Below are 20,452 nucleotides of genomic sequence, written 5' to 3'. Positions count from 1 at the left end.
GCCGCGGGTCCGCGGCGGGGGCCGGCGGCGCCACCGGGGTCTGCACCGTCGCCTGCGGCGGGGCGGCCGGCATCGGCGGGGCGGCGGGCGCCGGCTCCTCCACCGTCACGCCGAAGTCGGTGGCGATGCCGGCGAGGCCGTCGGCGTATCCCTGACCGACCGCGCGGGCCTTCCAGGCGCCGTTGCGCAGGTAGATCTCCACGACCACCAGCGCCGTCTCCGCGCCGAGCCCCGGGGGCGTGAAGGTGGCCAGGACGCCGTTGTCGTCCGCGTTCCTGATCGTCGCCGTCGGCTCCACGCCCTGGAACGTCTGCCCCGCGCCGTCCGGGCTCGCGGTGACGACGATCTTCTCGATGCCCGGGGGGACCGCGGCGGTGTCGACCGTGATCGCGTCGGGGGACGTGCCGCCGCCGGAGCGGTACGTCACGCCGGGGCCGCTCGGCTGGTTGTAGAAGATGAAGTCGTCGTCGGAGCGCACCTTGCCGTCGGCGGTGAGCAGCAGGCCCGATACGTCGAGCCGCACCGGGGCGGCGACGTCCACCGTCACGCGGGCGACGGGGAGAGGGATGTTCGAGCCGGGGGTCATAGCTGTCATGCCGGGTGAACGAACGAGACCACTTTGCCGTTCCCTTACCCGGCGCCCCCTCACGCGAATGCCGTGCGGGGCCCCGCGGCGCCGCCGCCGGGCCCCTCCGACGCCCGCCGCCGGGAGCCGTCCGCCGGTCAGTACGGCCAGATCGGCGGGTCGCTGACGAAGTGGCCGCCGAGGTACGCCTGGGCGATGTTCTCCGGGTCCAGCTCGCCCTGCTCGGCGATCAGCTTCCCGGCGAACTCCTCGGAGTCGTCCTGCGGCGCGTAGCCGAGGGCGCGCGCGCTCGACAGGTCCCACCACAGCCGGGTGTTGGCGGAGGAGCCGTAGACGACGGTGTGGCCGACGTTCTCGGCCGTCAGGGCCGCGTGGAAGAGGCGGGCGCCGTCGGCCGGGCTCATCCACACCGACAGCATGCGCACGCTCGTCGGTCGGGGGAAGCAGGATCCGATGCGCACCGACACGGTCTCCAGGCCGTGTTTGTCCCAGTAGAGCTGGGCGAGGTCCTCGCCGAAGGACTTGGACAGGCCGTAGAACGTGTCGGGGCGGTGCGGGGTGTCGACCGGGATCAGGGCGTCCCCGTCCTTCGGGCGGGGGGTGAAGCCGACGGCGTGGTTGGAGGAGGCGAAGACCACGCGCCGCACGCCCTCCTCGCGGGCGGCCTCGTACAGGTTGTACGTGCCGACGATGTTGGCGTCGAGGATCTTCTCGAAGGGGGCTTCCAGGGAGATGCCGGCGAGGTGGATGATCGCGTCGACGCCCCGCACCGCCTCCCGCAGGGCCGCGCGGTCGGCCAGGTCCGCGACGATCGCGTCCGGCTCGCCCTCGATCGGGCGCATGTCGAGCAGGCGCAGGTCGTAGTCGAAGGCGGGGAGCAGGTTCTGCATCAGGGTGCCGAGGCCGCCGGCGGCGCCGGTGAGCAGGACGGTGCGCGGAGCGGGCATCCTCGGGTCTCCTCGGGTCGATTCGGTTCAGTGGGAAGGCGATCGGCCTGCCCGGATGCATGCGTGACCGCAGTTCACATGCGTGGACACGCTAGGGAGCGGCGACGGTGCCCGTCAAGTGTGCCGCAGATATGGCAAAACTGCTGGTGTCCCTGGGGTTGGTCGGCTTGACCGGGCTCGATCGGGCACCTTAGCGTGAGCCCGTTCAGGAATATGGACGCTGCTCAAGAATATGGACCCGGGAGAGCCCGTGACGTCAGCCCCGCTCGCCGCCCGCCTCCGCGTCCCCAGCGGACCGCTGTTCTTCCCCGTCACCGCCTACGGCCCCGACGGCTCCCTCGACCTCGACGTCTTCCGCGCACACGTGCGACGCGGCGTCGAGGCGGGCGCCGCCGCCGTCTTCGCCGCCTGCGGGACCGGGGAGTTCCACGCGCTCACGCCGGAGGAGTTCGAGGCCTGCGTCCGGGCGGCGGTGGAGGAGACCGCCGGGCGGGCCCCGGTCGTCGCGGGCGCCGGATACGGCACCGCCCTCGCCGTGCGCTACGCGCGCCTGGCCGAGGCGGCCGGTGCGGACGGGCTGCTCGCCCTGCCGCCCTACCTCGTCGTCGCCGCCCAGGAGGGACTGCTGCGCCACTACCGGTCGGTGGCGGCCGCGACCTCCCTGCCCGTCGTCGTCTACCAGCGCGACAACGCCGTCTTCACCCCGCGCACCGTGGTCGAACTCGCCCGGACCGAGGGGATCGTCGGCCTCAAGGACGGCCTCGGCGACCTCGACCTGATGCAGCGGATCATCAGCGCCGTGCGCACCGAGGTCCCCGGCGACTTCCTCTACTTCAACGGCCTGCCGACCGCCGAGCAGACCCAGCTCGCCTACCGCGCGCTCGGCGTCACCCTCTACTCGTCGGCCGTGTTCTGCTTCGCCCCCGAGATCGCCCTCGCCTTCCACCGGGCGCTGGCCACCGGCGACGACGACACCGTCCACCGCCTCCTCGACGGCTTCTACCGGCCGTTCGTCGAACTGCGCGCCCAGGGCCGCGGATACGCCGTCGCACTGGTCAAGGCCGCGGTCCGGCTGCGCGGGCTCGACGTCGGCGAGGTCCGCCCGCCGCTGCACGAACCGAGCGAGGACCATGTCAAACAGCTGGCCGCGGTGATCGAACGCGGCTACGCGCTGCTGGAGGAGGACGAGCGGTGAAAGCGTCGACGTTCGTGTACCCCTGGGACGTCACCGGCGACCCCGGGGCCCCGGCCCGGATCGCCGCGCTCGGCGTGGAGCAGGTCACCCTCGCCGCGGCCTACCACTCCACCCGCGCCCTGACCCCCCGCCACCCGCGGCGCCGCATCGTCACCGCCGAGCACGCGGCCGTGCTCTACCCTCCGGACGGCCGCTGGGCGGGGCGCGCCCTGCGCCCGTACCCGGCCGGCGACTGGGCCCCGGGCGACGCCTACGGGGAGGCCGCCGAGGCGCTCGCCGCCACCGGGCTCGAGGTGCACACCTGGGTGGTCCTCGCGCACAACTCCCGCCTGGGCGCGGAGCATCCGGACACCTCGGTGGTCAACGCCTACGGCGACCGCTACCCCTGGGCGCCCTGCGTCGCGCAGCCCGCGACCCGCGCCTACCTCGTCGACCTCGCCGCCGAGGCCGCCGTGCGCCCCGGCGCGGCCGGCGTGGAACTGGAGTCCCTCGGCTGGTACGGCCTCCAGCACCTGCACGCCCACGACAAGACCGGGGGAGTCGGCCTCGGGGACGCCGGCCTGTACCTGATGGCCCTCTGCTTCTGCCCCGCCTGCCGGGACGGATACGGCGCACAGGGGCTCGACGCCGACGTGCTGGCCGCCGTCGTCCGGGAGGCGCTGGAGCCGCTGTGGCGGGGGGCGCCGGACGACCGGGGCTGGAGCGGGGTCGTCGAGCTCCTCGGGGAGGAGACGGCCGCGGCCACGCGCGCGTGGCGCGACGAACGGGCCCGCACCCTCCAGGAGGCGGCCGTGGCCGCCGTCCGGGCGGCCGCGCCGACCGGCTTCCAGGTCCTGCTGCACGCCGACCCCGTGACCCACCACGTCGGCGCCAACCCGGGCGTCGACCCCGCGCACGTCCTGTCGGTCGCGGACGGCGTCGTCGTGCCCTGCTCGGGCGGGCCCGGCCTGCTCACGCCCTTCGCCGAGCAGGGCCGCGAGGGCGCGGTCCTCGCCGCCAACTTCGGCGTCGTCTCCGGCATGGGCGGCAGCCCCGGCACCCTGACCGCCGACATGGCCCGCGCCCGCGCCCTCGGCGCGACCGAAGTCCGCCTGTACCACGCGGGCCTGGCGTCGGACGCCGACCTCGAAGCGGTGCGCGAGGCGCTCGCCGGCCGCTGACCGACCGCCGACGCGCTGGCGCGGGGCCGGTGACGGGGAGGGCGCCGGAAGGCTCCGGGGGGGGGGCTCGTCGGCCGGGGAGGGACGGTCACGTGAACGGCGGGACGGGGACTCGGGGGGTCTCATGTCCGGTCGGCGTCGGGCGCCGGCGCGGTGGACGCCGGCGCCGTGCTCCGGCCGGGACGCGCCCGGGCTCGCAGCAGCGGGAGGAGCGCCGTCAGCCGCGCCAGGCCCAGGACCGGCAACAGGGCCTGGTACGGGAGGAGTTCGACCAGGCCCGCGCCCACCGCCAGGCCGATCGCGTTCGGCGCGTACAGCAGGGTGCCGGCGGTGGCGGCGACGCGGCCGAGCAGCGCGTCCGGCGTCTGCTGCTGCACGGCGGTCAGCGCCGCGATGAGGACGCACGGCAGCCCGGCCCCGATCGCCGCGCCGCACAGCAGGGCCACGGGCTCCGAGGGGACGGCCTGGGCCGCGACCGCCACGGCCGTCAGGGCGATCCCGCACCCCGCGAACCGGCGCGCCCCGAGCCGCCGCAGGCCCGGCCCCGACAGCAGCCCGACCACGACCGAACCGGCGCCCTGGGCGGCGTAGAGCGCGCCCGCGTACGCGGGGGAGCGGCCGAGCCCCTCGACGACGGCGTAGAGCAGCGGCGCGCCCAGGCCCGCGCACAGCATCGTCGTGCCGCCGGCCACCACCAGCGGGCGCAGCCCGGGATGCGCCCACAGGAAGCGGGCGCCCTCGGCGGTGTGCTCCCGCCAGTGGCCGACGGCCCCGCGCGGCGTGTCCTCGCGGATCCGCAGGCACCCGTACAGCCCGGCCGCGCACACGAACGTGGCCGCGTCCAGCAGGGCCACGCCGTGCCCGCCGTAGGCCGCGTACACGACCGCGCCGGTGGGCGGGGCCACCAGCTTCATGCCCTCGGTGAACGTCATGCGCAGCCCGTTGAAGTCGCCGAGCAGCTCGGGGGCGACGGCCGCGGCCACGAGCGCGGACTCGGCCGCGTCGACCACGACGCAGGCGGCGCCGTACAGGAACAGCACCGCGAACAGCAGCCACAGCCGGCCGGGCGAGTCCACGGCGAGCACGGTGAGCAGCAGGGCGGCCGGACCCAGGTTGAAGGCGATGAGCAGGGGGCGCCGGCGGGTGCGGTCGGCGAGGGAGCCGAGCAGCGGGGCGAGGAGGGTGGGCGCCCACAGCGCCAGCACGCACAGCGCGGCGAGGCCGTTCGAGCCGGTGAGGTCCTTGACCCACACGCCGGAGGCCAGCCAGAGCGCGGAGGTGCCGAAGCCGGACACCACCGACACCGCCAGGCAGAGCGCCGCGTCCCGGTCGCGCAGGACCCGTGCCACGGACCAGTTCTTCGTCATGCCTGGTCATCGTTGGTCTAAGGCGCACCGCGCCGCATCGGGCAGGTGCCCTATCCGGGCGTCGCGATGAGTTTGCGGCGCGCGGACGGTCCTCCTCTCATGACCGACACGACGACGACCTTCGACCTCGGGCCCCAGGCCCGGATCATCGCGCGCCTCGCCGACGGCGTGCGCGAGGAGCAGCTCGGGCACGAGACGCCCTGCCCGGGCTGCGCCGTGCGCAATCTGCTGGGACACCTGACCGGACTGTCCGTCGCCTTCCGGGACGCGGCCCGCAAGGACTTCGGCCCGACGACGGACACCCCGCCCGACGCGGCCGTGCCGGACCTCGGCCCCCGCTGGCGGGAGGACCTGGCCGCCTCGCTCGACGCCCTGGTCGACGCCTGGCGCGACCCGGCCGCCCGGACGGGCATGACCCGCGCGGGCGGTGTGGACCTGCCCGGCGAGGTCGCGGCCGCCGTCGTCGCCGACGAGCTGGTGATCCACGGCTGGGACCTGGCCCGGGCCACCGGCCGGCGCTACGAGCCGGACCCGGCGGCGCTGTCGGCGGCGTACGGGTTCCTGGCCGCCGCGGCCGACCCCACGTCCGGCGCGGGCCCCTTCGGACCCGTCGTCCCCGTGCCCGAGGACGCGCCCCTGCTCGACCGGGCGGTCGGCCTGAGCGGACGCGATCCGGGGTGGACGCCCCGTTCGTAGCCGCGGGCGTCGGCGGGCGCGGCCGCCCGCGGGCACACGTGCCCACGTGCGGTCGCGGACGGCCGACGCCCGCGGGCGCGCCGTGGACGCCGGACCGATGTCGCCGTAGACCGGTGCGATCGGGGCACGTCCGGCGGGAGCGAAACGTACGCTCCCCACCATGCCCCTCAGCCTCACCGTCCTCGGCACCGCCTCTCCGCACCCGGCGCCGGGCCGCCCCTGCTCCGGATACCTGCTGCGCGGCGCGGGGGCGGAGGTGTGGGTGGACGCCGGGACCGGCACCTTCGCGGAGTTGCAGCGGCACACGGATCCCGACCGGCTCACGGCGATCTGGATCTCCCATCTGCACGCCGACCACAGCGCGGACCTCCTCGCCGCCGCCTATGCGTTCGCCCACGGCGGGATGGCCCCGCCGGCCCCCGTCCCCGTGTACGCGCCGCTCGACTGCGCCCGGCGGCTGGCCGGCTTCCTGGGCCGGTCGGACGTACGCTTCCTCGCCGAGTACCTCGACTTCAGGCCGCTGTTCGACGGGCACACCGTGCGGCACTGGAACCTGCGGCTCACCTCGCGCGCGGTGGCCCACGACACCGAGGCCTACGCCCTGCGCGCCGAGTGCCAGGGCAGCGTCCTCGTGTACTCGGGCGACACCGGGCCGTGCGACGCGCTCACCGAACTCGCCTCGGGCGCCGACCTGTTCCTGTGCGAGGCGGATCTCGACCGGCATCGCGAAGGCGAACACGAGCAGCCGGTCCACCTCACGCCCGAGGAGGCGGGCGAGGCCGCCCGCAAGGCGGGGGTGCGCGAGCTCTACGTCACCCATGTCGGCCCGACACTGACCCGGCAGGCCGCGACCGCCCGCGCCGCGGCCGTCTTCGAAGGCCCCACCCGCACGGCGCGCGAGGGCGAGACCATCCCCCTCTGACTCCCTCGGGGCCCTCGCGTCCCGGCGGCCCCGACTTCCTTTGTCAGAAGCATTGACGAAACCCGGTGCCCCTCCTACCTTCAACGCGTCGTACTTCGTACGTCATATATGAGACGCGATACGCGAGATCCGCGATCGGACACGCGACATCCGAGAGGCGCGCATGACCTCTGTGCCCACGCCGATCCCGTCCCGCACGCAGTACGTGCTGGAGGAGATCAAACGCCGCATCCTCACCGGACGGCTGACGCCCGGTCAGGCGCTGGTCGAGACCGAGCTCGCCGCGCAGTTCGGGGTCTCCAAGACCCCGGTGCGCGAGGCCCTCAAGACCCTCGCCGGAACCGGCCTGGTCGTCATGAGCCAGTACAAGGGCGTCACGGTGCGCATGGTCGACGCGGACATGGCGCGCGAGGTCTACGACGTACGCCTGCTCCTCGAACCCGAGGCCCTCAGGCGGGCCGTGCGCCGGGGCGCCTCCCTGGACGCCGCACGCGAGGCCCTGACCATGGCCGACGACGCCACCGACACCGCCGAACGCTCCCTGGCCAACCGGGAGTTCCACCGCGCGCTGTACCTGCCGTGCGGCAACCCGCTGCTCGGCCGGATGCTCGACGAGGTGCGCGACCAGGCCGCCCTGGTCTCCGCCGTCGCCTGGGCGGCCTCGCCCTCCTGGGAGCGCGAGGCCGGCGAGCACCGCGAGATCCTGCGCCTCGCCCTGGCCGGCGACGCGGACGGCGCGGCCCGCGCCCTGCACGCCCACATCGCGTCCTTCGTGCACCGGGCGTTCCCCGACACGGCCCGGGCGGACGCCCCCGAAGAGGCTCCGGCCGAGGAAGGCCGGCGATGAGCGGCGCGGCGTTCGAGACCCAGCGTGCGGCCCTGGCCGACGTGGTGGCCATCCCGGTGACCCCGTTCGCCGAGGACGGCGGCGTCGACCACGGCGCCCACCGGACCCTGGTGCGCCGGCTGCTCGACGGCGGGATCACCACGCTCACCCCGAACGGCAACACCGGCGAGTTCTACGCCCTCACCCCCGAGGAGCGCCGTCTGGTCACCGAGCTGACCGTCGAGGAGGCGGACGGGCGGGCCGTGGTCCTGGCCGGCGTCGGACACGACGTGCCGACCGCCGTCGCCTCCGCCCGGCACGCCCGGGAGCTGGGCGCGCAGATGGTGATGGTCCACCAGCCCGTCCACCCCTACGTCTCGCAGAGCGGCTGGGTCGACTACCACCGGGCCGTCGCCGCATCCGTGCCCGAACTCGGCGTCGTCCCCTACATCCGCAACGCGCAGTTGCACGGCGAGCGGCTGGCCGAGCTCGCCGACGCCTGCCCGAACGTCGTCGGCGTCAAGTACGCCGTCCCCGACGCCTCCCGCTTCGCCGCGTTCGCCCGGGACGCCGGCCTGGAGCGCTTCGTCTGGGTCGCCGGCCTCGCCGAGCCGTACGCGCCCTCCTACTTCTCCGCGGGCGCCACCGGCTTCACCTCGGGGCTGGTGAACGTCGCCCCGGCCGTCTCGCTGAACATGATCGAAGCGCTTCGATCGGGTGACTACCCGGCGGCGATGAAGGTGTGGGAACAGATCAGACGGTTCGAGGAACTGCGGGCCGCCAACGGCTCCGCCGACAACGTCACCGTCGTCAAGGAGGCCCTCGCCTCACTCGGCCTGTGCCGCCGTGAGGTCCGCCCGCCGAGCAGGGCCCTGCCCGAGGGCGAGCGGGCCGAGGTCGCCGCCATAGCCGCCGGGTGGTCCCTGTGAAGCGCTTCGACGATCATGCCCCGGCCGCTGCCGACGCCGCTCCCCGCAAGGCTCCCGAGGAGCTCAGGAGCCACCAGTGGTACGGCGCCGAGGGCCTGCGTTCCTTCAGCCACCGCGCCCGCACCCGCCAGCTCGGCTACCTCCCCGAGGAGCACCTCGGCAAGCCGGTCGTCGCGATCCTCAACACCTGGTCCGACATCAACCCCTGCCACGTCCACCTGCGCGACCGCGCGCAGGCCGTGAAGCGGGGCGTGTGGCAGGCGGGCGGCTTCCCGCTGGAGTTCCCGGTCTCCACGCTGAGCGAGACCTTCCAGAAGCCGACCCCGATGCTCTACCGCAACCTGCTCGCCATGGAGACCGAGGAGCTGCTGCGCTCCTACCCGGTCGACGGCGCCGTGCTGATGGGCGGCTGCGACAAGACGACGCCCGCGCTGCTCATGGGGGCGGCCAGCGTCGACCTGCCCACCGTCTTCGTGCCCGCCGGCCCCATGCTGCCGGGCCACTGGCGCAACGAGGTCCTCGGCTCGGGCACCGACATGTGGAAGTACTGGGACGACCGCCGGGCCGGTCTCATCGGCGACTGCGAGCTGGCCGAGCTGGAGAGCGGCCTCGCGCGCTCGCCGGGCCACTGCATGACGATGGGCACCGCCTCCACACTGACCGCCGCCGCGGAGGCCCTGGGCGTGACGGTCCCGGGGGCGTCGAGCATCCCGGCCGTGGACTCCGGCCACGACCGGATGGCGGCCGCCGCCGGACTGCGCGTCGTGGAACTCGTCCACCGCGACCGCAGGCTGAGCGACATCCTCACCGCGGACGCCTTCGAGGACGCGGTGACGACCGTCCTGGGTCTCGGCGGCTCCACCAACGCCGTGATCCATCTGATCGCCATGGCCGGCCGTGCGGGCGTCCGTCTCACCCTCGACGACTTCGACCGCATCGCGCGCACGGTCCCCGTCCTCGCCAACGTCCGCCCCGGCGGCGAGAAGTACCTCATGGAGGACTTCCACTTCGCGGGCGGTCTGCCCGGCTTCCTCTCGCGGATCACGGACCTGCTCCACCTGGACCGCCCGACCGTCTCGCACGACACGCTGCGCGAGCAGCTCGCCGGGGCGCGGGTGCACGACGACGACGTCATCCGGCCCCGGGACAACCCGGTCGCGGACGAGGGCGGGGTCGCCGTGCTGCGGGGCAACCTGTGCCCGGACGGCGCGGTCGTCAAGCACATCGCCGCCGAGCCGCACCTGCTCAAGCACACGGGGCCCGCGGTCGTCTTCGACGACTACCGGACCATGCAGCGCACCATCAACGACCCCGGTCTGGGCATCACCGCCGACACCGTCCTGGTGCTGCGCGGCTCCGGCCCCAAGGGCGGTCCGGGCATGCCGGAGTACGGCATGCTGCCCATCCCCGACCACCTCCTCAAGCAGGGGGTGCGGGACATGGTGCGCATCTCCGACGCCCGGATGAGCGGGACGAGTTACGGCGCGTGCGTGTTGCACGTGGCGCCCGAGTCGTACGTCGGCGGGCCGCTGGCCCTGGTCCGCACGGGCGACTCGATCACCCTCGACGTCGAGGCCCGCTCCCTGCGGCTCCACGTGGACGACGAGGAGCTGGAGCGGCGCAGGGCGCGGTGGACGCCGCCGCCCGACCGGTACGAGCGCGGATACGGCGCGCTCTACAACGAACAGATCACCCAGGCCGACACCGGCTGCGACTTCGCGTTCCTGGCCCGCCCGGGCAAGGTCGCGGACCCCTACGCGGGCTGACGGCAGCCGCTCGGACGCGCCGACGCCTGCCCGTGCAGAAAGCGCTTCACCCCGCACGAGCACGACCCGCGCCACAGCACGACGCACCTGAGAGCACGACGCGCACGAGAGCACCCGACGCACGACGGCACGACGGCACGAGACGCACGACGGCCCGACGCCCGCGCACGCACCACGCCCGCGAACGCCCGTCGCGAGACGGGCGCACCGAGAGACGCGCCACGAGACGCACCGAGAACGGAGAACAGTCATGGCCCAAGCCGCAGCCGTGGCGAAGCCGCCCGCGCCACCCCGGCGGCGCCGTGCCTCCGCCACGCCCCGCAGGCTTCCGTACCTGCTGATCGCGCCGGCGGCCCTGCTGATGCTGGGCTTCATCGCCTACCCGGTCGTCAGCGTCTTCTACTACAGCCTCCAGAACTTCAACCCCACCAAGCCGTGGCGCAACGGTTTCGCGGGCTTCGACAACTTCGTGCGGATCTTCACCGAGGACCCGCAGTTCTGGGACACGCTGACCTTCAGCGCGAAGTGGGTCTTCGTCGAGGTGGGACTCCAGCTGCTGTTCGGCCTGGCGCTGGCGCTGATCGTCAACCAGACCTTCGTCGGACGGGCGCTGGGACGCGCGCTGGTGTTCTCGCCCTGGGCCGTCTCGGGCGTGCTGACCTCGGCGATCTGGGTGCTGCTCTACAACTCCCAGACGGGCGTGACCCGTTACCTCGCCGACCTGGGGATCGGCGAGTACGGCGCCAGCTGGCTGTCGGACACCGCCACCGTCTTCCCGGCGGTGGTCGTCGCCGACCTGTGGCGCGGCGTCCCCTTCTTCGCGATCCTCATCCTCGCCGACCTCCAGTCCGTCTCCAAGGACCTGTACGAGGCCGCCGAGGTCGACGGAGCGAGCCGCGTCAAGCAGTTCTGGCACATCACCCTGCCCCACCTGAAGGACGCCATCGTCCTGTCCACGCTGCTGCGCGCGGTGTGGGAGTTCAACAACGTCGACCTGCTCTACACGCTCACCGGCGGCGGCCCCGCGGGGGAGACCACCACCCTCCCGCTGTACATCGCCAACACCAGCGTCGACGCCCACAACTTCGGCTACGCGTCCGCCCTCACCACGGTCGCGTTCGTGATCCTGCTCTTCTGCTCGATGGTCTATCTGCGGCTGAGCAAGTTCGGAGGAGGCGACAAGTGATCACCAAGGAGGCCACCGAGGTCGCACCCGTCCCCGTGCGCGTGCCCGCGGCGGCGGACCGGCAGCCGCCCGGCAGGAAGCGCGCCTGGGACGAGGCCCCGCGCTGGCAGATCTACCTTCCGCTGGGCATCTACCTGGTGTTCACCCTCGTCCCGTTCTACTGGATCCTGCTCTTCGCGTTCCGCCCGGCCGGCTCGACCTCGCTCGTGCCCTGGCCGATCACCTTCGACCACTTCGAGAAGGTCTGGAACGAGCGGGACTTCGGGATCTACTTCCAGAACAGCGTGATCACCGGCGTGGCCACCCTGCTGCTCACCACCGGGGTCGCCCTGGCGGGCGGCTACGCCCTGGCGCGCTTCGACTTCAGGATCAAGCGCGGGTTCATGCTCGCGCTGCTGTGCACCCAGTTCGTGCCGGGCGCGCTGCTCCTCGTGCCGCTCTTCCAGATCTTCGCCCAGCTCCGGATGATCAACTCGCTGGGCAGCGTCATCGTCGCGGAGACGGTCTTCCAGCTGCCGCTGTCGATGATCCTCATCAGCGGCTTCATCCGGAACGTGCCCTACTCCCTGGAGGAGGCCGCCTGGGTCGACGGCTGCGGCCGGCTCGCCGCCTTCCGGATCGTCGTCCTGCCGCTGCTGCGGCCCGGCCTGATCGCCGTCGGCTCCTTCGCCTTCGTGCACGCCTGGAACCACTTCCTCTTCGCCCTGATGTTCCTGTCCGACCAGAGCAAGCAGACGATCCCGGTCGGGCTGAACACCCTGATGAGCGCCGACAGCGTCGACCTGGGCGCACTGGCCGCGGGCGGCATCGTCGCCGCCGTCCCCGTGGTGATCGTCTTCGCGTTCATCCAGAAGTGGCTGATCACCGGCTTCAGCGCGGGGGCGGTGAAGGGATGACGGCCTCCCGCACCGCCACCGCCGCGGCTCCCGTCACCGCCGACCCCACTGCTCCCGTCACCGTCCCCGCCGCGGCCCCTTCCCCCGCGGCGGACGCCGGACGGCCGCCTACCCTGCATCAAAAGATCGACGGCGCCGCGACGGCCCACCGCGAGGTGGCACGCGGCGCGGGCGCAGGGAGGAAGCCATGAACACCTCGGACACCGCCGTCCCCGTCGTCCTCGCGGGCGCACGAGGCCACGGCCGCTGGCACCTGGACAACATCCGCAGGCTCCAGGACAAGGGCATCGTCCGGCTGGCCGGCGTCTGCGAGCTGACGCCGCTCACCCCGGCCGAGATCCCCGAGGGCCTCGGCACGCCCGAGCAGTCCGCCGACTTCGACGCCCTGCTGGAGTCGACCGGCGCCCGCGTCGCCGTCGTCTGCACCCCGATCCCCACCCACACCGACCTCGCGCTGACCGCGGCCGCCAGGGGCGTGCACCTGCTGCTGGAGAAGCCGCCCGCGCCGTCCTACGCCGAGTTCCGCCGGATGGCCGACGGGGTCGCGCGCGCCGGCGTGGCCTGCCAGATCGGCTTCCAGTCGCTGGGCTCGCACGCCGTGCCCGCGATCCGCACCCTCATCGAGGACGGCGCGGTCGGCGAGGTGAGCGGGGTCGGCGGCGCGGGGGCCTGGGCGCGCGCCCAGGCGTACTACCGGCGCGCGCCGTGGGCGGGCCGGCGGCGGCTGAACGGCGTCGACGTGATCGACGGGGCGCTCACCAACCCGCTGGCGCACGCCGTCGCCACCGCCCTCGCGCTGGCCGGCGCCACCCGCGCCGAGGACGTCGCCCGCATCGAGACCGAGCTGGCGCACGCCAACGCCATCGAGTCCGACGACACCTCGTGCGTGCGGGTGAGCACGACCGACGGCCGGCACGTCGTCGTCGCGGCCACGCTGTGCGCCGAGGACCCCGACGACCCGTACGTCGTCGTCCACGGCAGCCGGGGCCGGATCACCTACTGGTACAAGCAGGACCGCGTGCTGCTCCAGCGGGCCGGCCACGGCCCCGAGGAGTTCGAGTACGGCAGCACCGACCTGCTGGAGAACCTCGTCGAGCACCTCACGGACGGGACGCCGCTGCTCGTGCCGCCCGCCGCGACGGAGTCGTTCATGCGGGTCGTCGAGGCGATCCGGACGGCCCCCGACCCGGTGCAGCTGCCCGAGCGGGCCTGGCGCCTGCTGCCCGACGAGGACCGGCGCGTCGTCCCCGGCGTCGACGGCCTGGTCGCGGCCGCCGCCGACACCCTCTGCCTCTACTCCGAACTGGGCGCCTCCTGGGCGTTCCCGACCGCGCACCCGAAAGAGGTGAGCCCCTGATGACCGCACCGGCACCCGACTCACCGGTCGTGCTGCGCGTCGCCGGCCGCCCGGTCGCCCGCTACGTCATCCGGCCCGAGCTGCCCGCCCGGCTCTCCCCGCGCCCCTATCTGCACCCCGTCACCACCCTGGCCGGCACGGCGGTCACCGAGCTCAGCCCCGCCGACCACACCCACCACCTCGGCGTCGGTGCAGCCGTACCCGACGTCGAGGGGCACAACTTCTGGGGCGGCCGCACCTACGTCCGCGGCCGGGGGCCGACCGAGCTGGACGACCACGGCGCGCAGTGGCACGGCTCGTTCCAGCTGCGCGACCCCGACGGCTTCGTGGAGGAGCTGCACTGGGTCGCCTCGGGAACCGAACTGCTGCGGGAGCGCCGTACCGTGGCCGCCACCGAACTCACCTCCACAGCCTGGGCGTTGGACTTCACGTTCTCCCTGACCAACGTCACGCCGCGGCCGCTGTCCCTCGGCAGCCCCGCGACGAACGGGCGGCCCGGAGCGGCCTACGGCGGCTTCTTCTGGCGGGCGGCGAAGCAGGACACGGCCCCCGAGGTCTTCACCGCGCACACCCGGGGCGAGGCGGCCGGCCACGGCGCCCGCGCCGACTGGCTCGCCCTGACGGGGCAGGGGGCACCGCGTGCGGCCGGAGCGGCCCGCGGCGGAGCGTGGACCCTCGTCTTCGCGGGCGCCACCGACGCCACCCGCCGCGACCCCTGGTTCGTGCGCGCCGCCGAGTACCCGGGCGTCGGGTCCTCGCTGGCCTCGGCCGAGCGGCTGCCTGTCCCACCCGGCGAGACGGTCGTGCGCCGAGTCGTCACCGTGGTCGCCGACGGCCGGCTGAACCGGGACGAGGCGGCCGCCCTGGTGCGCAAGGCGGTCAGCCAATGAGACCGGGGCGGCACGAGACGGGCGGGGCGGGCGAGACCCGCGAGACGGGTGAAACCCATGAGGCGCCTGAGACCCACGAGACGGGCGAGACCCGCGAGGCGGGCGGGACCCACGGCGCGGACCGGGCCCACGGCACAGACTGCACCCCCACGTACTCGAACCCGATCCTGGACGCCGACTGGTCCGATCCCGACGTCCTGCGCGTCGGCGACGACTTCTACCTCACGGCCTCCAGTTTCGGCCGCGCCCCCGGCCTGCCGCTGCTGCACTCGCGCGACCTCGTCAACTGGACGCTGGTCGGCCATGCCCTGGAACGCCTCGAACCGGCGGACGCCTTCAGGACCCCGCGCCACGACTGCGGGGTCTGGGCTCCCTCGCTGCGCCACCACGACGACCGCTTCTGGATCTTCTGGGGCGATCCGGACCAGGGCGTCTTCCAGGTCAACGCCCCGCGTGTCAGGGGCCCCTGGACCCGTCCGCACCTGGTGAAGCCGGGCCGTGGGCTCATCGACCCCTGCCCGTTGTGGGACGAGGAGAGCGGCGAGGCCTATCTGGTGCACGCCTGGGCGAAGTCCCGGGCGGGGGTGAAGAACCGGCTCACCGGCCACCGGATGCACCCCGAGGGGACGGCCGTTCTCGACGAGGGCAAGGTGATCGTCGACGCGGACCGGATCCCCGGCTGGTTCACCCTCGAGGGCCCCAAGCTCTACCGGCACGACGGCTGGTTCTTCCTCCTCGCCCCCGCCGGCGGGGTGGCGACCGGCTGGCAGGGCGCCTTGCGCGCCCGCGACTTCTTCGGTCCCTACGAGGAGCGCGTCGTCCTGGAGCAGGGGGACACCGACGTCAACGGCCCGCACCAGGGCGGCTGGGTGCGCACCCGTTCCGGCGAGGACTGGTTCGTGCACTTCCAGCAGCGCGGCGCCTACGGCAGGGTCGTCCATCTCCAGCCGATGCGGTGGGACCCGGACGGCTGGCCGGTCATCGGCGACGCGGGGGTCCCCGTCCTGCGGCACCGGCGTCCGGCCCTGCCCGCGCAGCCGCCGGCCGCGCCCGCCGTCGACGACGACTTCCCCGGCGGGCGCTTCGGCCGCCAGTGGTCGTGGACGGCCAACCCCCAGGACGGCTGGGCGATCCGGCACTCCGCCGACGGGCTGCGGCTGGCCTGCGCGCGCACGGCCGACGCGCACGACCTGCGCACCCTGGCGAACATCCTGACCCAGCGGCTGCCCGGCCGCCCCTCGGCCGTCGAGGTGGGACTGCGGCTGCACAGCGAGGAGCCGGGGGCCCGCGCCGGACTCGCCGTCCTCGGGGACGCGTTCTCCTGGATCGGCCTTCAGCGCGCCGCCGACGGCGCCGTCCACCTGGTGCACCGGTTCGCCGAGCAGGCGGCCGACCGGGAGCGGGACGCCGCCCGGCCGCTGCCCGTCCCCGACGGCCGCGTACGGCTGCGGATCGAGATCGGCGCCGGAGCGCGCTGCCGGTTCGCCTGGGACGCCGGCGACGGCCCGGTCCACTCCGGTCCGGTCTTCGCCGCCACCCCCTGGCGCTGGGTCGGGGCCCTGCTCGGCCTGTTCGCCCTCGCGCCCGTCGGCACGGGACACGCGGGGGCCGCCACGTTCGACGAGTTCCGGATCAGACCGCTCTGACCTTCCGTTCCGTACGCCTTTGGGAGCCGCAATGACGCACTTCCACAGCAAGCGCTTGCCGCACCCGGCGCCGCCTCCGGACCCGACCGGGCCCCCGGACCCGACCGCGGCCCCGGCCTCGACTGCGGCCCCGGCCCAGACCACCGCCCCGGCCCCGGCGGCCGTCCCCGCGGCCGGTGCGGCTTCGGCCGGGCCGACCGCCGGGCGCCACGGCAGGGCGTACGGCAGGACGCCGGAGCGCCGACGCACCCCCCCTCGACCCCCCACGACTTCACATGCCCGTTGGGATCCAGAAGAAGAGAGAGCCGACCACATGAAGAGCAGCATCCGCAGAAGCAGGCGAGTCGCCCTGGCCGCCGCCCTGGGCTCCGTGCTCGCGCTGACCGCCACGGCCTGCGGCGACGACGGCAGCGGAGCGGCCGGGGACAAGGGAGGCGACGGCTCCGGCAAGGGGCAGATCACCTTCTGGGACAACAACGGCGGCGTCCGCACCGACGTCTGGAAGGAGATCATCGCCGACTTCGAGAAGGCGAACCCCGGCATCAAGGTCAAGTACGTCGGTGTGCCGTCCGACAGCGTCCAGTCCAAGTACGACACCGCCATCCAGGGTGGCGGGCTGCCCGACGTCGGCGGTGTGGGCACCGCGATGCTCGCCGAGATCGCCGCGCAGGGCGCCCTCGAACCGCTGGACGACCGGCTGGAGAAGAGCGGGCTGAGCGCCAAGCTGAACGCGAAGTTCCTGGACGGCGTCAAGGCCGCCGGGATCGACGGCAAGATGTACAGCGTGCCGACCTCGGCCAACAACGGCACCCTCTGGTACCGCACGGACCTCTTCCGGAAGGCGGGCCTGGAGGCGCCGACCACCTGGACCAAGTTCTACGCGGCCGCCGACAAGCTGACCGACAAGGACGAGAACGCCTTCGGCTACACCATCCGCGGCGGCTCCGGTTCGATCGCCCCGGCGCTGGACGCGACCTACGGGCAGAGCGGCATCACCTCGTTCTGGAACGGCGACAGGACCACGGTCGACGACCCGAGGAACGTGGCCGCGCTGGAGAAGTACGTCGGCCTGTACAAGAAGGACACCCCGTCCGCCGACGTCAACAACGACTTCACCAAGATGGTCTCCCAGTGGGACTCCGGCACCATCGGCATGCTGAGCCACAACCTGGGCTCCTTCGGCGACCACCAGAAGGCGCTGGCCGGCAAGTTCAAGGGCATCCCCGCGCCGACGCAGGACAACGGCACCCGGGTGCAGGTGTCCAACCCGGTCGACGGACTGGGCCTGTTCAAGTCGAGCAAGAACAAGACCGCCGCCTGGAAGTTCATCGAGTTCGCCGCCTCGCACGAGTCGAACAGCAAGTGGAACAAGACGGCGGGACAGGTGCCGGCCAACCTGGAGGCCGCGCAGGACGACTGGGTGCAGTCCTCCGAGCCGACCAGGCTGGCCGCAGAGGCGCTGACGGGCGCCACCACGAAGATCGTGCAGCTGCCCTACTACCTGCCCGACTGGAACACGATCTCCAAGGCCGACAACGAGCCCAACTTCCAGAAGGTCCTGCTGGGCAAGCAGAGCGCGAAGGACTTCCTGGGCACGCTGGCCTCCCAGCTGAACGCCGCGCAGGCCGACTGGAAGAAGAACCACAAGTAACCGGGCGGACGCGGTCGCGGGGTGACCGCGCGCCGGCCGTCACCGGCCGCACGGTCACCCCGCTCCCATCCGGAACACCCACCGACCCCTCGAAAGGTGCATGTCGTGTCCCTGACCCGCAGACAGGTCACCTCGGCGGCGCTCGCCGCCCTCCCGCTCGGGGCGGCGGCCGCCGCGCCCGCGCACGCCGGCGCCCGCCGGCCGAGGACCGTCTACCTCGCCGGCGACTCCACCGCCGCGCAGAAGTACTCCGACGCCGCGCCGGAGACGGGGTGGGGCATGGCGCTGCCCTTCTTCCTGCGATCCGGTCTGCCCGTCGCCAACCACGCGGTGAACGGGCGCAGTTCCAAGAGCTTCATCGACGAGGGCCGCCTCGACGCCGTGCTCGCCGCGATCCGGCCGGGGGACCTCCTCCTCGTCCAGTTCGCCCACAACGACGAGAAGAGCACCGACCCCACCCGCTACACCGAGCCCTGGACGACGTACCAGGACTGTCTGCGCAGGTACCTCGACGGCGCCCGGGCCAAGGGCGCGCGGCCCGTGCTGGCCACGCCGGTCGAGCGGCGCAGGTTCGACGCGGCGGGCGCCGCCCTGCCCACGCACGGCGAGTATCCCGCCGCCATGCGCGCGCTGGCCGCCGAGGAGGGGGTGGCGCTGCTCGACGTCCAGGCGCTGTCGCTGGCCCTTTGGCAGCAGCTGGGCGTGGAGGCGACGAAGACGTACTTCAACTGGACCGCGACCGAGCAGGACAACACCCACTTCAACCCGCCGGGCGCGATCGCGGTGGCGCGGCTCGTCGCCCGGGAGCTCCTGCGCACGCGCGTCCTCGCCCCGCGGGACGTGATCCGGCTGCACGACGCGGTCCCCACGTCCTGGATCACCTGGCCCGCGCCCCTCGCGTGAGCGTCCCCGCGACGTCCGCACCGCTTGCGCGCCTCGCATTCCCGCACCGCTCTTCCGCACGGCCTTTCCGTACGACCTTCCCGCATCGCCCTTCGCACCGTCCTTCCGCAGAGGAGACCCGCACCGTGCGTACACAGTCATGTCATGCTCGCGTCATTGGAGCCCTGGTGGGGTGCACCGCGCTGGTGCTGTCCGTCACCGCGACGGCCTCCGCCCAGCCGCAGTCCCGCCCCGCCGCCTCCCGCGACCTCGGCCGGCAGGTCCTGGGCGCGAACGACGGCTGGGCCGCCGACGGGACCGGCACCACGGGCGGGTCGGCCGCCGACGCCGCCCACGTGTACACCGTCACCACCTGGGCCGAGTTCAAGGCCGCCCTCGCCGCCGGGGGCTCCGCGCCGAAGATCGTGAAGGTGAAGGGCGTCATCGACGCCGTCGCCGAGGGATGCGACGCCTTCGCCGCGCCCGGCTACGACTTCGACGCCTACCTCGCGAAGTACTCGCCCAAGGCCTGGGGCCTCGACACCGATCTGAGCGCCGAGCCCGACGACAGCCCGGAGGGGCTGCGGCGCGCCTCCGCCGCCGCCCAGGACCAGGCGATCAAGGCGAACGTCCCCGCCAACACCACGATCGTCGGCGTCGGGAGGAACGCCGGCTTCAAGGGCGTCAGCCTCCAGATCAAGGCCGTCGACAACGTGATCGTGCGCAACCTGGCCTTCGAGTCGCCCATCGACTGCTTCCCGCAGTGGGACCCGACCGACGGAACCAAGGGCAACTGGAACTCCGAGTACGACACCGCCGTCGTCTACGGCTCCACGCACGTGTGGCTGGACCACAACACGTTCTCCGACGGCTCGCACCCGGACTCCGCCGCGCCGACCTACTTCGGCATGCTCTACCAGCAGCACGACGGCGAACTGGACATCGTGCGCGGCGCCGACCTCGTCACCGCCTCCTGGAACGTCTTCAGCGACCACGACAAGACGATCCTCATCGGCAACAGCGACAGCGAGTCGACGGCGGCCGGGGACCGCGGGCACCTGAGGGCGACCTTCCACCACAACCTGTTCTCCGGCCTCGTCGAGCGCGCGCCCCGCGTGCGCTTCGGGCAGGTCGACTCCTACAACAACCACTTCGTCGCGAACGGCGACTACTCCTACAGCTTCGGCATCGGCAAGGAGTCCCGGCTCGTCGCCGAGCACAACGCGTTCACGCTCCCGCAGGGGATCAGCGCGGCCAAGGTGCTCAAGCGCTGGAACGTCTCGCCGCTGACCGCCGCCGACAACTACGTCAACGGCGTGAAGACCGACCTGATCGCCGTGCACAACGCCGAGATCCCGGCCGAGACCCTTCAGTCCGGCGCCGGGTGGACGCCGACCCTGCGCACCCGGGTCGACCCGACGACGGCGGTCCCGCGGATCGTCGACTGCGGCGCCGGCGCCGGCCGCCTCGGCTGACCCGGCGGACGGCCGGGGCGGCGCCCACCGCCCCGGCCGCTCGTCCGCCCACCGGGAGCCCCCGGCCCGCATCCC

General features: G+C 73.5%; 18 protein-coding genes. 15 read left to right on the top strand and 3 right to left on the bottom strand.

Going from position 1 to position 20,452, the window contains the following annotated elements:
- Both KMS84_RS31400 and KMS84_RS31395 read right to left on the bottom strand, forming a co-directional pair.
- The coding region (locus tag KMS84_RS31400; protein ID WP_256919872.1) for a TerD family protein at positions 1-595 on the bottom strand (595 nt) is incomplete at its 3' end.
- Positions 596-723: 128 nt separating this feature from the next.
- Complete coding sequence (locus KMS84_RS31395; protein ID WP_256919871.1) at positions 724-1,533, bottom strand: NAD-dependent epimerase/dehydratase family protein; 810 nt, start codon at positions 1,531-1,533, stop codon at positions 724-726.
- A 250-nt stretch (positions 1,534-1,783) separates the two neighbouring features.
- Between KMS84_RS31395 and KMS84_RS31390 the strand changes: the two genes are divergently transcribed.
- A complete protein-coding gene (locus tag KMS84_RS31390) occupies positions 1,784-2,728 on the top strand; it encodes a 5-dehydro-4-deoxyglucarate dehydratase (RefSeq protein ID WP_256919870.1) in 945 nt (314 codons plus the stop codon).
- Positions 2,725-3,888, top strand: coding sequence for a hypothetical protein (locus tag KMS84_RS31385; protein WP_256919869.1), 1,164 nt, complete (start codon positions 2,725-2,727; stop codon positions 3,886-3,888). Before KMS84_RS31390 ends, KMS84_RS31385 begins: the two co-directional genes overlap by 4 nt.
- A 122-nt stretch (positions 3,889-4,010) precedes the next feature.
- On the opposite strand, the gene KMS84_RS31380 is transcribed toward KMS84_RS31385, so the two are convergent.
- Positions 4,011-5,255, bottom strand: a complete 1,245-nt coding sequence (locus tag KMS84_RS31380) for an MFS transporter (RefSeq protein WP_256919868.1) — start codon at positions 5,253-5,255, stop codon at positions 4,011-4,013.
- Positions 5,256-5,354: 99 nt separating this feature from the next.
- Here KMS84_RS31380 and KMS84_RS31375 point away from each other — a divergent pair, with 99 nt between their 5' ends.
- The 13 genes from KMS84_RS31375 (at position 5,355) to KMS84_RS31315 (ending at position 20,377) form a co-directional block, all read left to right on the top strand.
- Positions 5,355-5,951 carry a TIGR03086 family metal-binding protein gene (locus tag KMS84_RS31375; RefSeq protein WP_256919867.1) on the top strand — a complete coding sequence of 199 codons (597 nt, stop codon included), beginning with the start codon at positions 5,355-5,357 and terminating at the stop codon, positions 5,949-5,951.
- A gap of 160 nt (positions 5,952-6,111) precedes the next feature.
- Complete coding sequence (locus KMS84_RS31370; protein WP_256919866.1) at positions 6,112-6,873, top strand: MBL fold metallo-hydrolase; 762 nt, start codon at positions 6,112-6,114, stop codon at positions 6,871-6,873.
- 163 nt (positions 6,874-7,036) lie between these two features.
- Entirely contained in the window at positions 7,037-7,720 is a 684-nt protein-coding gene (locus tag KMS84_RS31365; protein WP_256919865.1) for a GntR family transcriptional regulator, read from the top strand.
- A complete protein-coding gene (locus tag KMS84_RS31360) occupies positions 7,717-8,628 on the top strand; it encodes a dihydrodipicolinate synthase family protein (protein WP_256919864.1) in 912 nt (303 codons plus the stop codon). Before KMS84_RS31365 ends, KMS84_RS31360 begins: the two co-directional genes overlap by 4 nt.
- Positions 8,625-10,394 (top strand): L-arabinonate dehydratase, encoded by a 1,770-nt coding sequence (araD, locus tag KMS84_RS31355; RefSeq protein WP_256919863.1) that lies wholly within the window; start codon positions 8,625-8,627, stop codon positions 10,392-10,394. The genes KMS84_RS31360 and araD overlap by 4 nt, the downstream gene beginning before the upstream one ends.
- A gap of 250 nt (positions 10,395-10,644) precedes the next feature.
- The gene (locus KMS84_RS31350) at positions 10,645-11,580 is read left to right on the top strand and encodes a carbohydrate ABC transporter permease (protein ID WP_256919862.1); all 936 of its coding nucleotides are present in this window, start codon (positions 10,645-10,647) and stop codon (positions 11,578-11,580) included.
- A complete protein-coding gene (locus KMS84_RS31345; RefSeq protein WP_256919861.1) occupies positions 11,577-12,476 on the top strand; it encodes a carbohydrate ABC transporter permease in 900 nt (299 codons plus the stop codon). The genes KMS84_RS31350 and KMS84_RS31345 overlap by 4 nt, the downstream gene beginning before the upstream one ends.
- 187 nt (positions 12,477-12,663) lie before the next feature.
- Positions 12,664-13,833: a Gfo/Idh/MocA family protein gene (locus tag KMS84_RS31340; RefSeq protein ID WP_256919860.1), complete on the top strand. Its 1,170-nt coding sequence runs from the start codon at positions 12,664-12,666 to the stop codon at positions 13,831-13,833.
- Positions 13,833-14,723 (top strand): DUF6807 domain-containing protein, encoded by an 891-nt coding sequence (locus tag KMS84_RS31335; protein WP_256919859.1) that lies wholly within the window; start codon positions 13,833-13,835, stop codon positions 14,721-14,723. Before KMS84_RS31340 ends, KMS84_RS31335 begins: the two co-directional genes overlap by 1 nt.
- Positions 14,720-16,369, top strand: a complete 1,650-nt coding sequence (locus KMS84_RS31330) for a glycoside hydrolase family 43 protein (RefSeq protein ID WP_256919858.1) — start codon at positions 14,720-14,722, stop codon at positions 16,367-16,369. The genes KMS84_RS31335 and KMS84_RS31330 overlap by 4 nt, the downstream gene beginning before the upstream one ends.
- Positions 16,370-16,682: 313 nt before the next feature.
- A complete protein-coding gene (locus KMS84_RS31325; RefSeq protein WP_256919857.1) occupies positions 16,683-18,020 on the top strand; it encodes an ABC transporter substrate-binding protein in 1,338 nt (445 codons plus the stop codon).
- Between the two features lie 105 nt (positions 18,021-18,125).
- Entirely contained in the window at positions 18,126-18,923 is a 798-nt protein-coding gene (locus KMS84_RS31320; protein WP_256919856.1) for a rhamnogalacturonan acetylesterase, read from the top strand.
- A gap of 125 nt (positions 18,924-19,048) precedes the next feature.
- The gene (locus tag KMS84_RS31315; protein ID WP_438819006.1) at positions 19,049-20,377 is read left to right on the top strand and encodes a pectate lyase family protein; all 1,329 of its coding nucleotides are present in this window, start codon (positions 19,049-19,051) and stop codon (positions 20,375-20,377) included.
- Positions 20,378-20,452 lie beyond the last annotated feature (75 nt).

Source organism: Streptomyces hilarionis (assembly GCF_024539675.1).
Lineage (GTDB): Bacteria > Actinomycetota > Actinomycetes > Streptomycetales > Streptomycetaceae > Streptomyces > Streptomyces hilarionis.
Note: the sequence above shows the minus strand (reverse complement) of the source record. Positions and strands in the feature narration are given on the sequence as shown.

Coding starts and splice junctions, on each gene's coding strand:
- KMS84_RS31395 (WP_256919871.1), bottom strand. CDS start 1,533: ATGCCCGCTCCGCGCACCGTCCTGCTCACCGGCGCCGCCGGCGGCCTC.
- KMS84_RS31380 (WP_256919868.1), bottom strand. CDS start 5,255: ATGACGAAGAACTGGTCCGTGGCACGGGTCCTGCGCGACCGGGACGCG.
- KMS84_RS31375 (WP_256919867.1), top strand. CDS start 5,355: ATGACCGACACGACGACGACCTTCGACCTCGGGCCCCAGGCCCGGATC.
- KMS84_RS31370 (WP_256919866.1), top strand. CDS start 6,112: ATGCCCCTCAGCCTCACCGTCCTCGGCACCGCCTCTCCGCACCCGGCG.
- KMS84_RS31365 (WP_256919865.1), top strand. CDS start 7,037: ATGACCTCTGTGCCCACGCCGATCCCGTCCCGCACGCAGTACGTGCTG.
- KMS84_RS31360 (WP_256919864.1), top strand. CDS start 7,717: ATGAGCGGCGCGGCGTTCGAGACCCAGCGTGCGGCCCTGGCCGACGTG.
- KMS84_RS31350 (WP_256919862.1), top strand. CDS start 10,645: ATGGCCCAAGCCGCAGCCGTGGCGAAGCCGCCCGCGCCACCCCGGCGG.
- KMS84_RS31340 (WP_256919860.1), top strand. CDS start 12,664: ATGAACACCTCGGACACCGCCGTCCCCGTCGTCCTCGCGGGCGCACGA.
- KMS84_RS31335 (WP_256919859.1), top strand. CDS start 13,833: ATGACCGCACCGGCACCCGACTCACCGGTCGTGCTGCGCGTCGCCGGC.
- KMS84_RS31330 (WP_256919858.1), top strand. CDS start 14,720: ATGAGACCGGGGCGGCACGAGACGGGCGGGGCGGGCGAGACCCGCGAG.
- KMS84_RS31325 (WP_256919857.1), top strand. CDS start 16,683: ATGAAGAGCAGCATCCGCAGAAGCAGGCGAGTCGCCCTGGCCGCCGCC.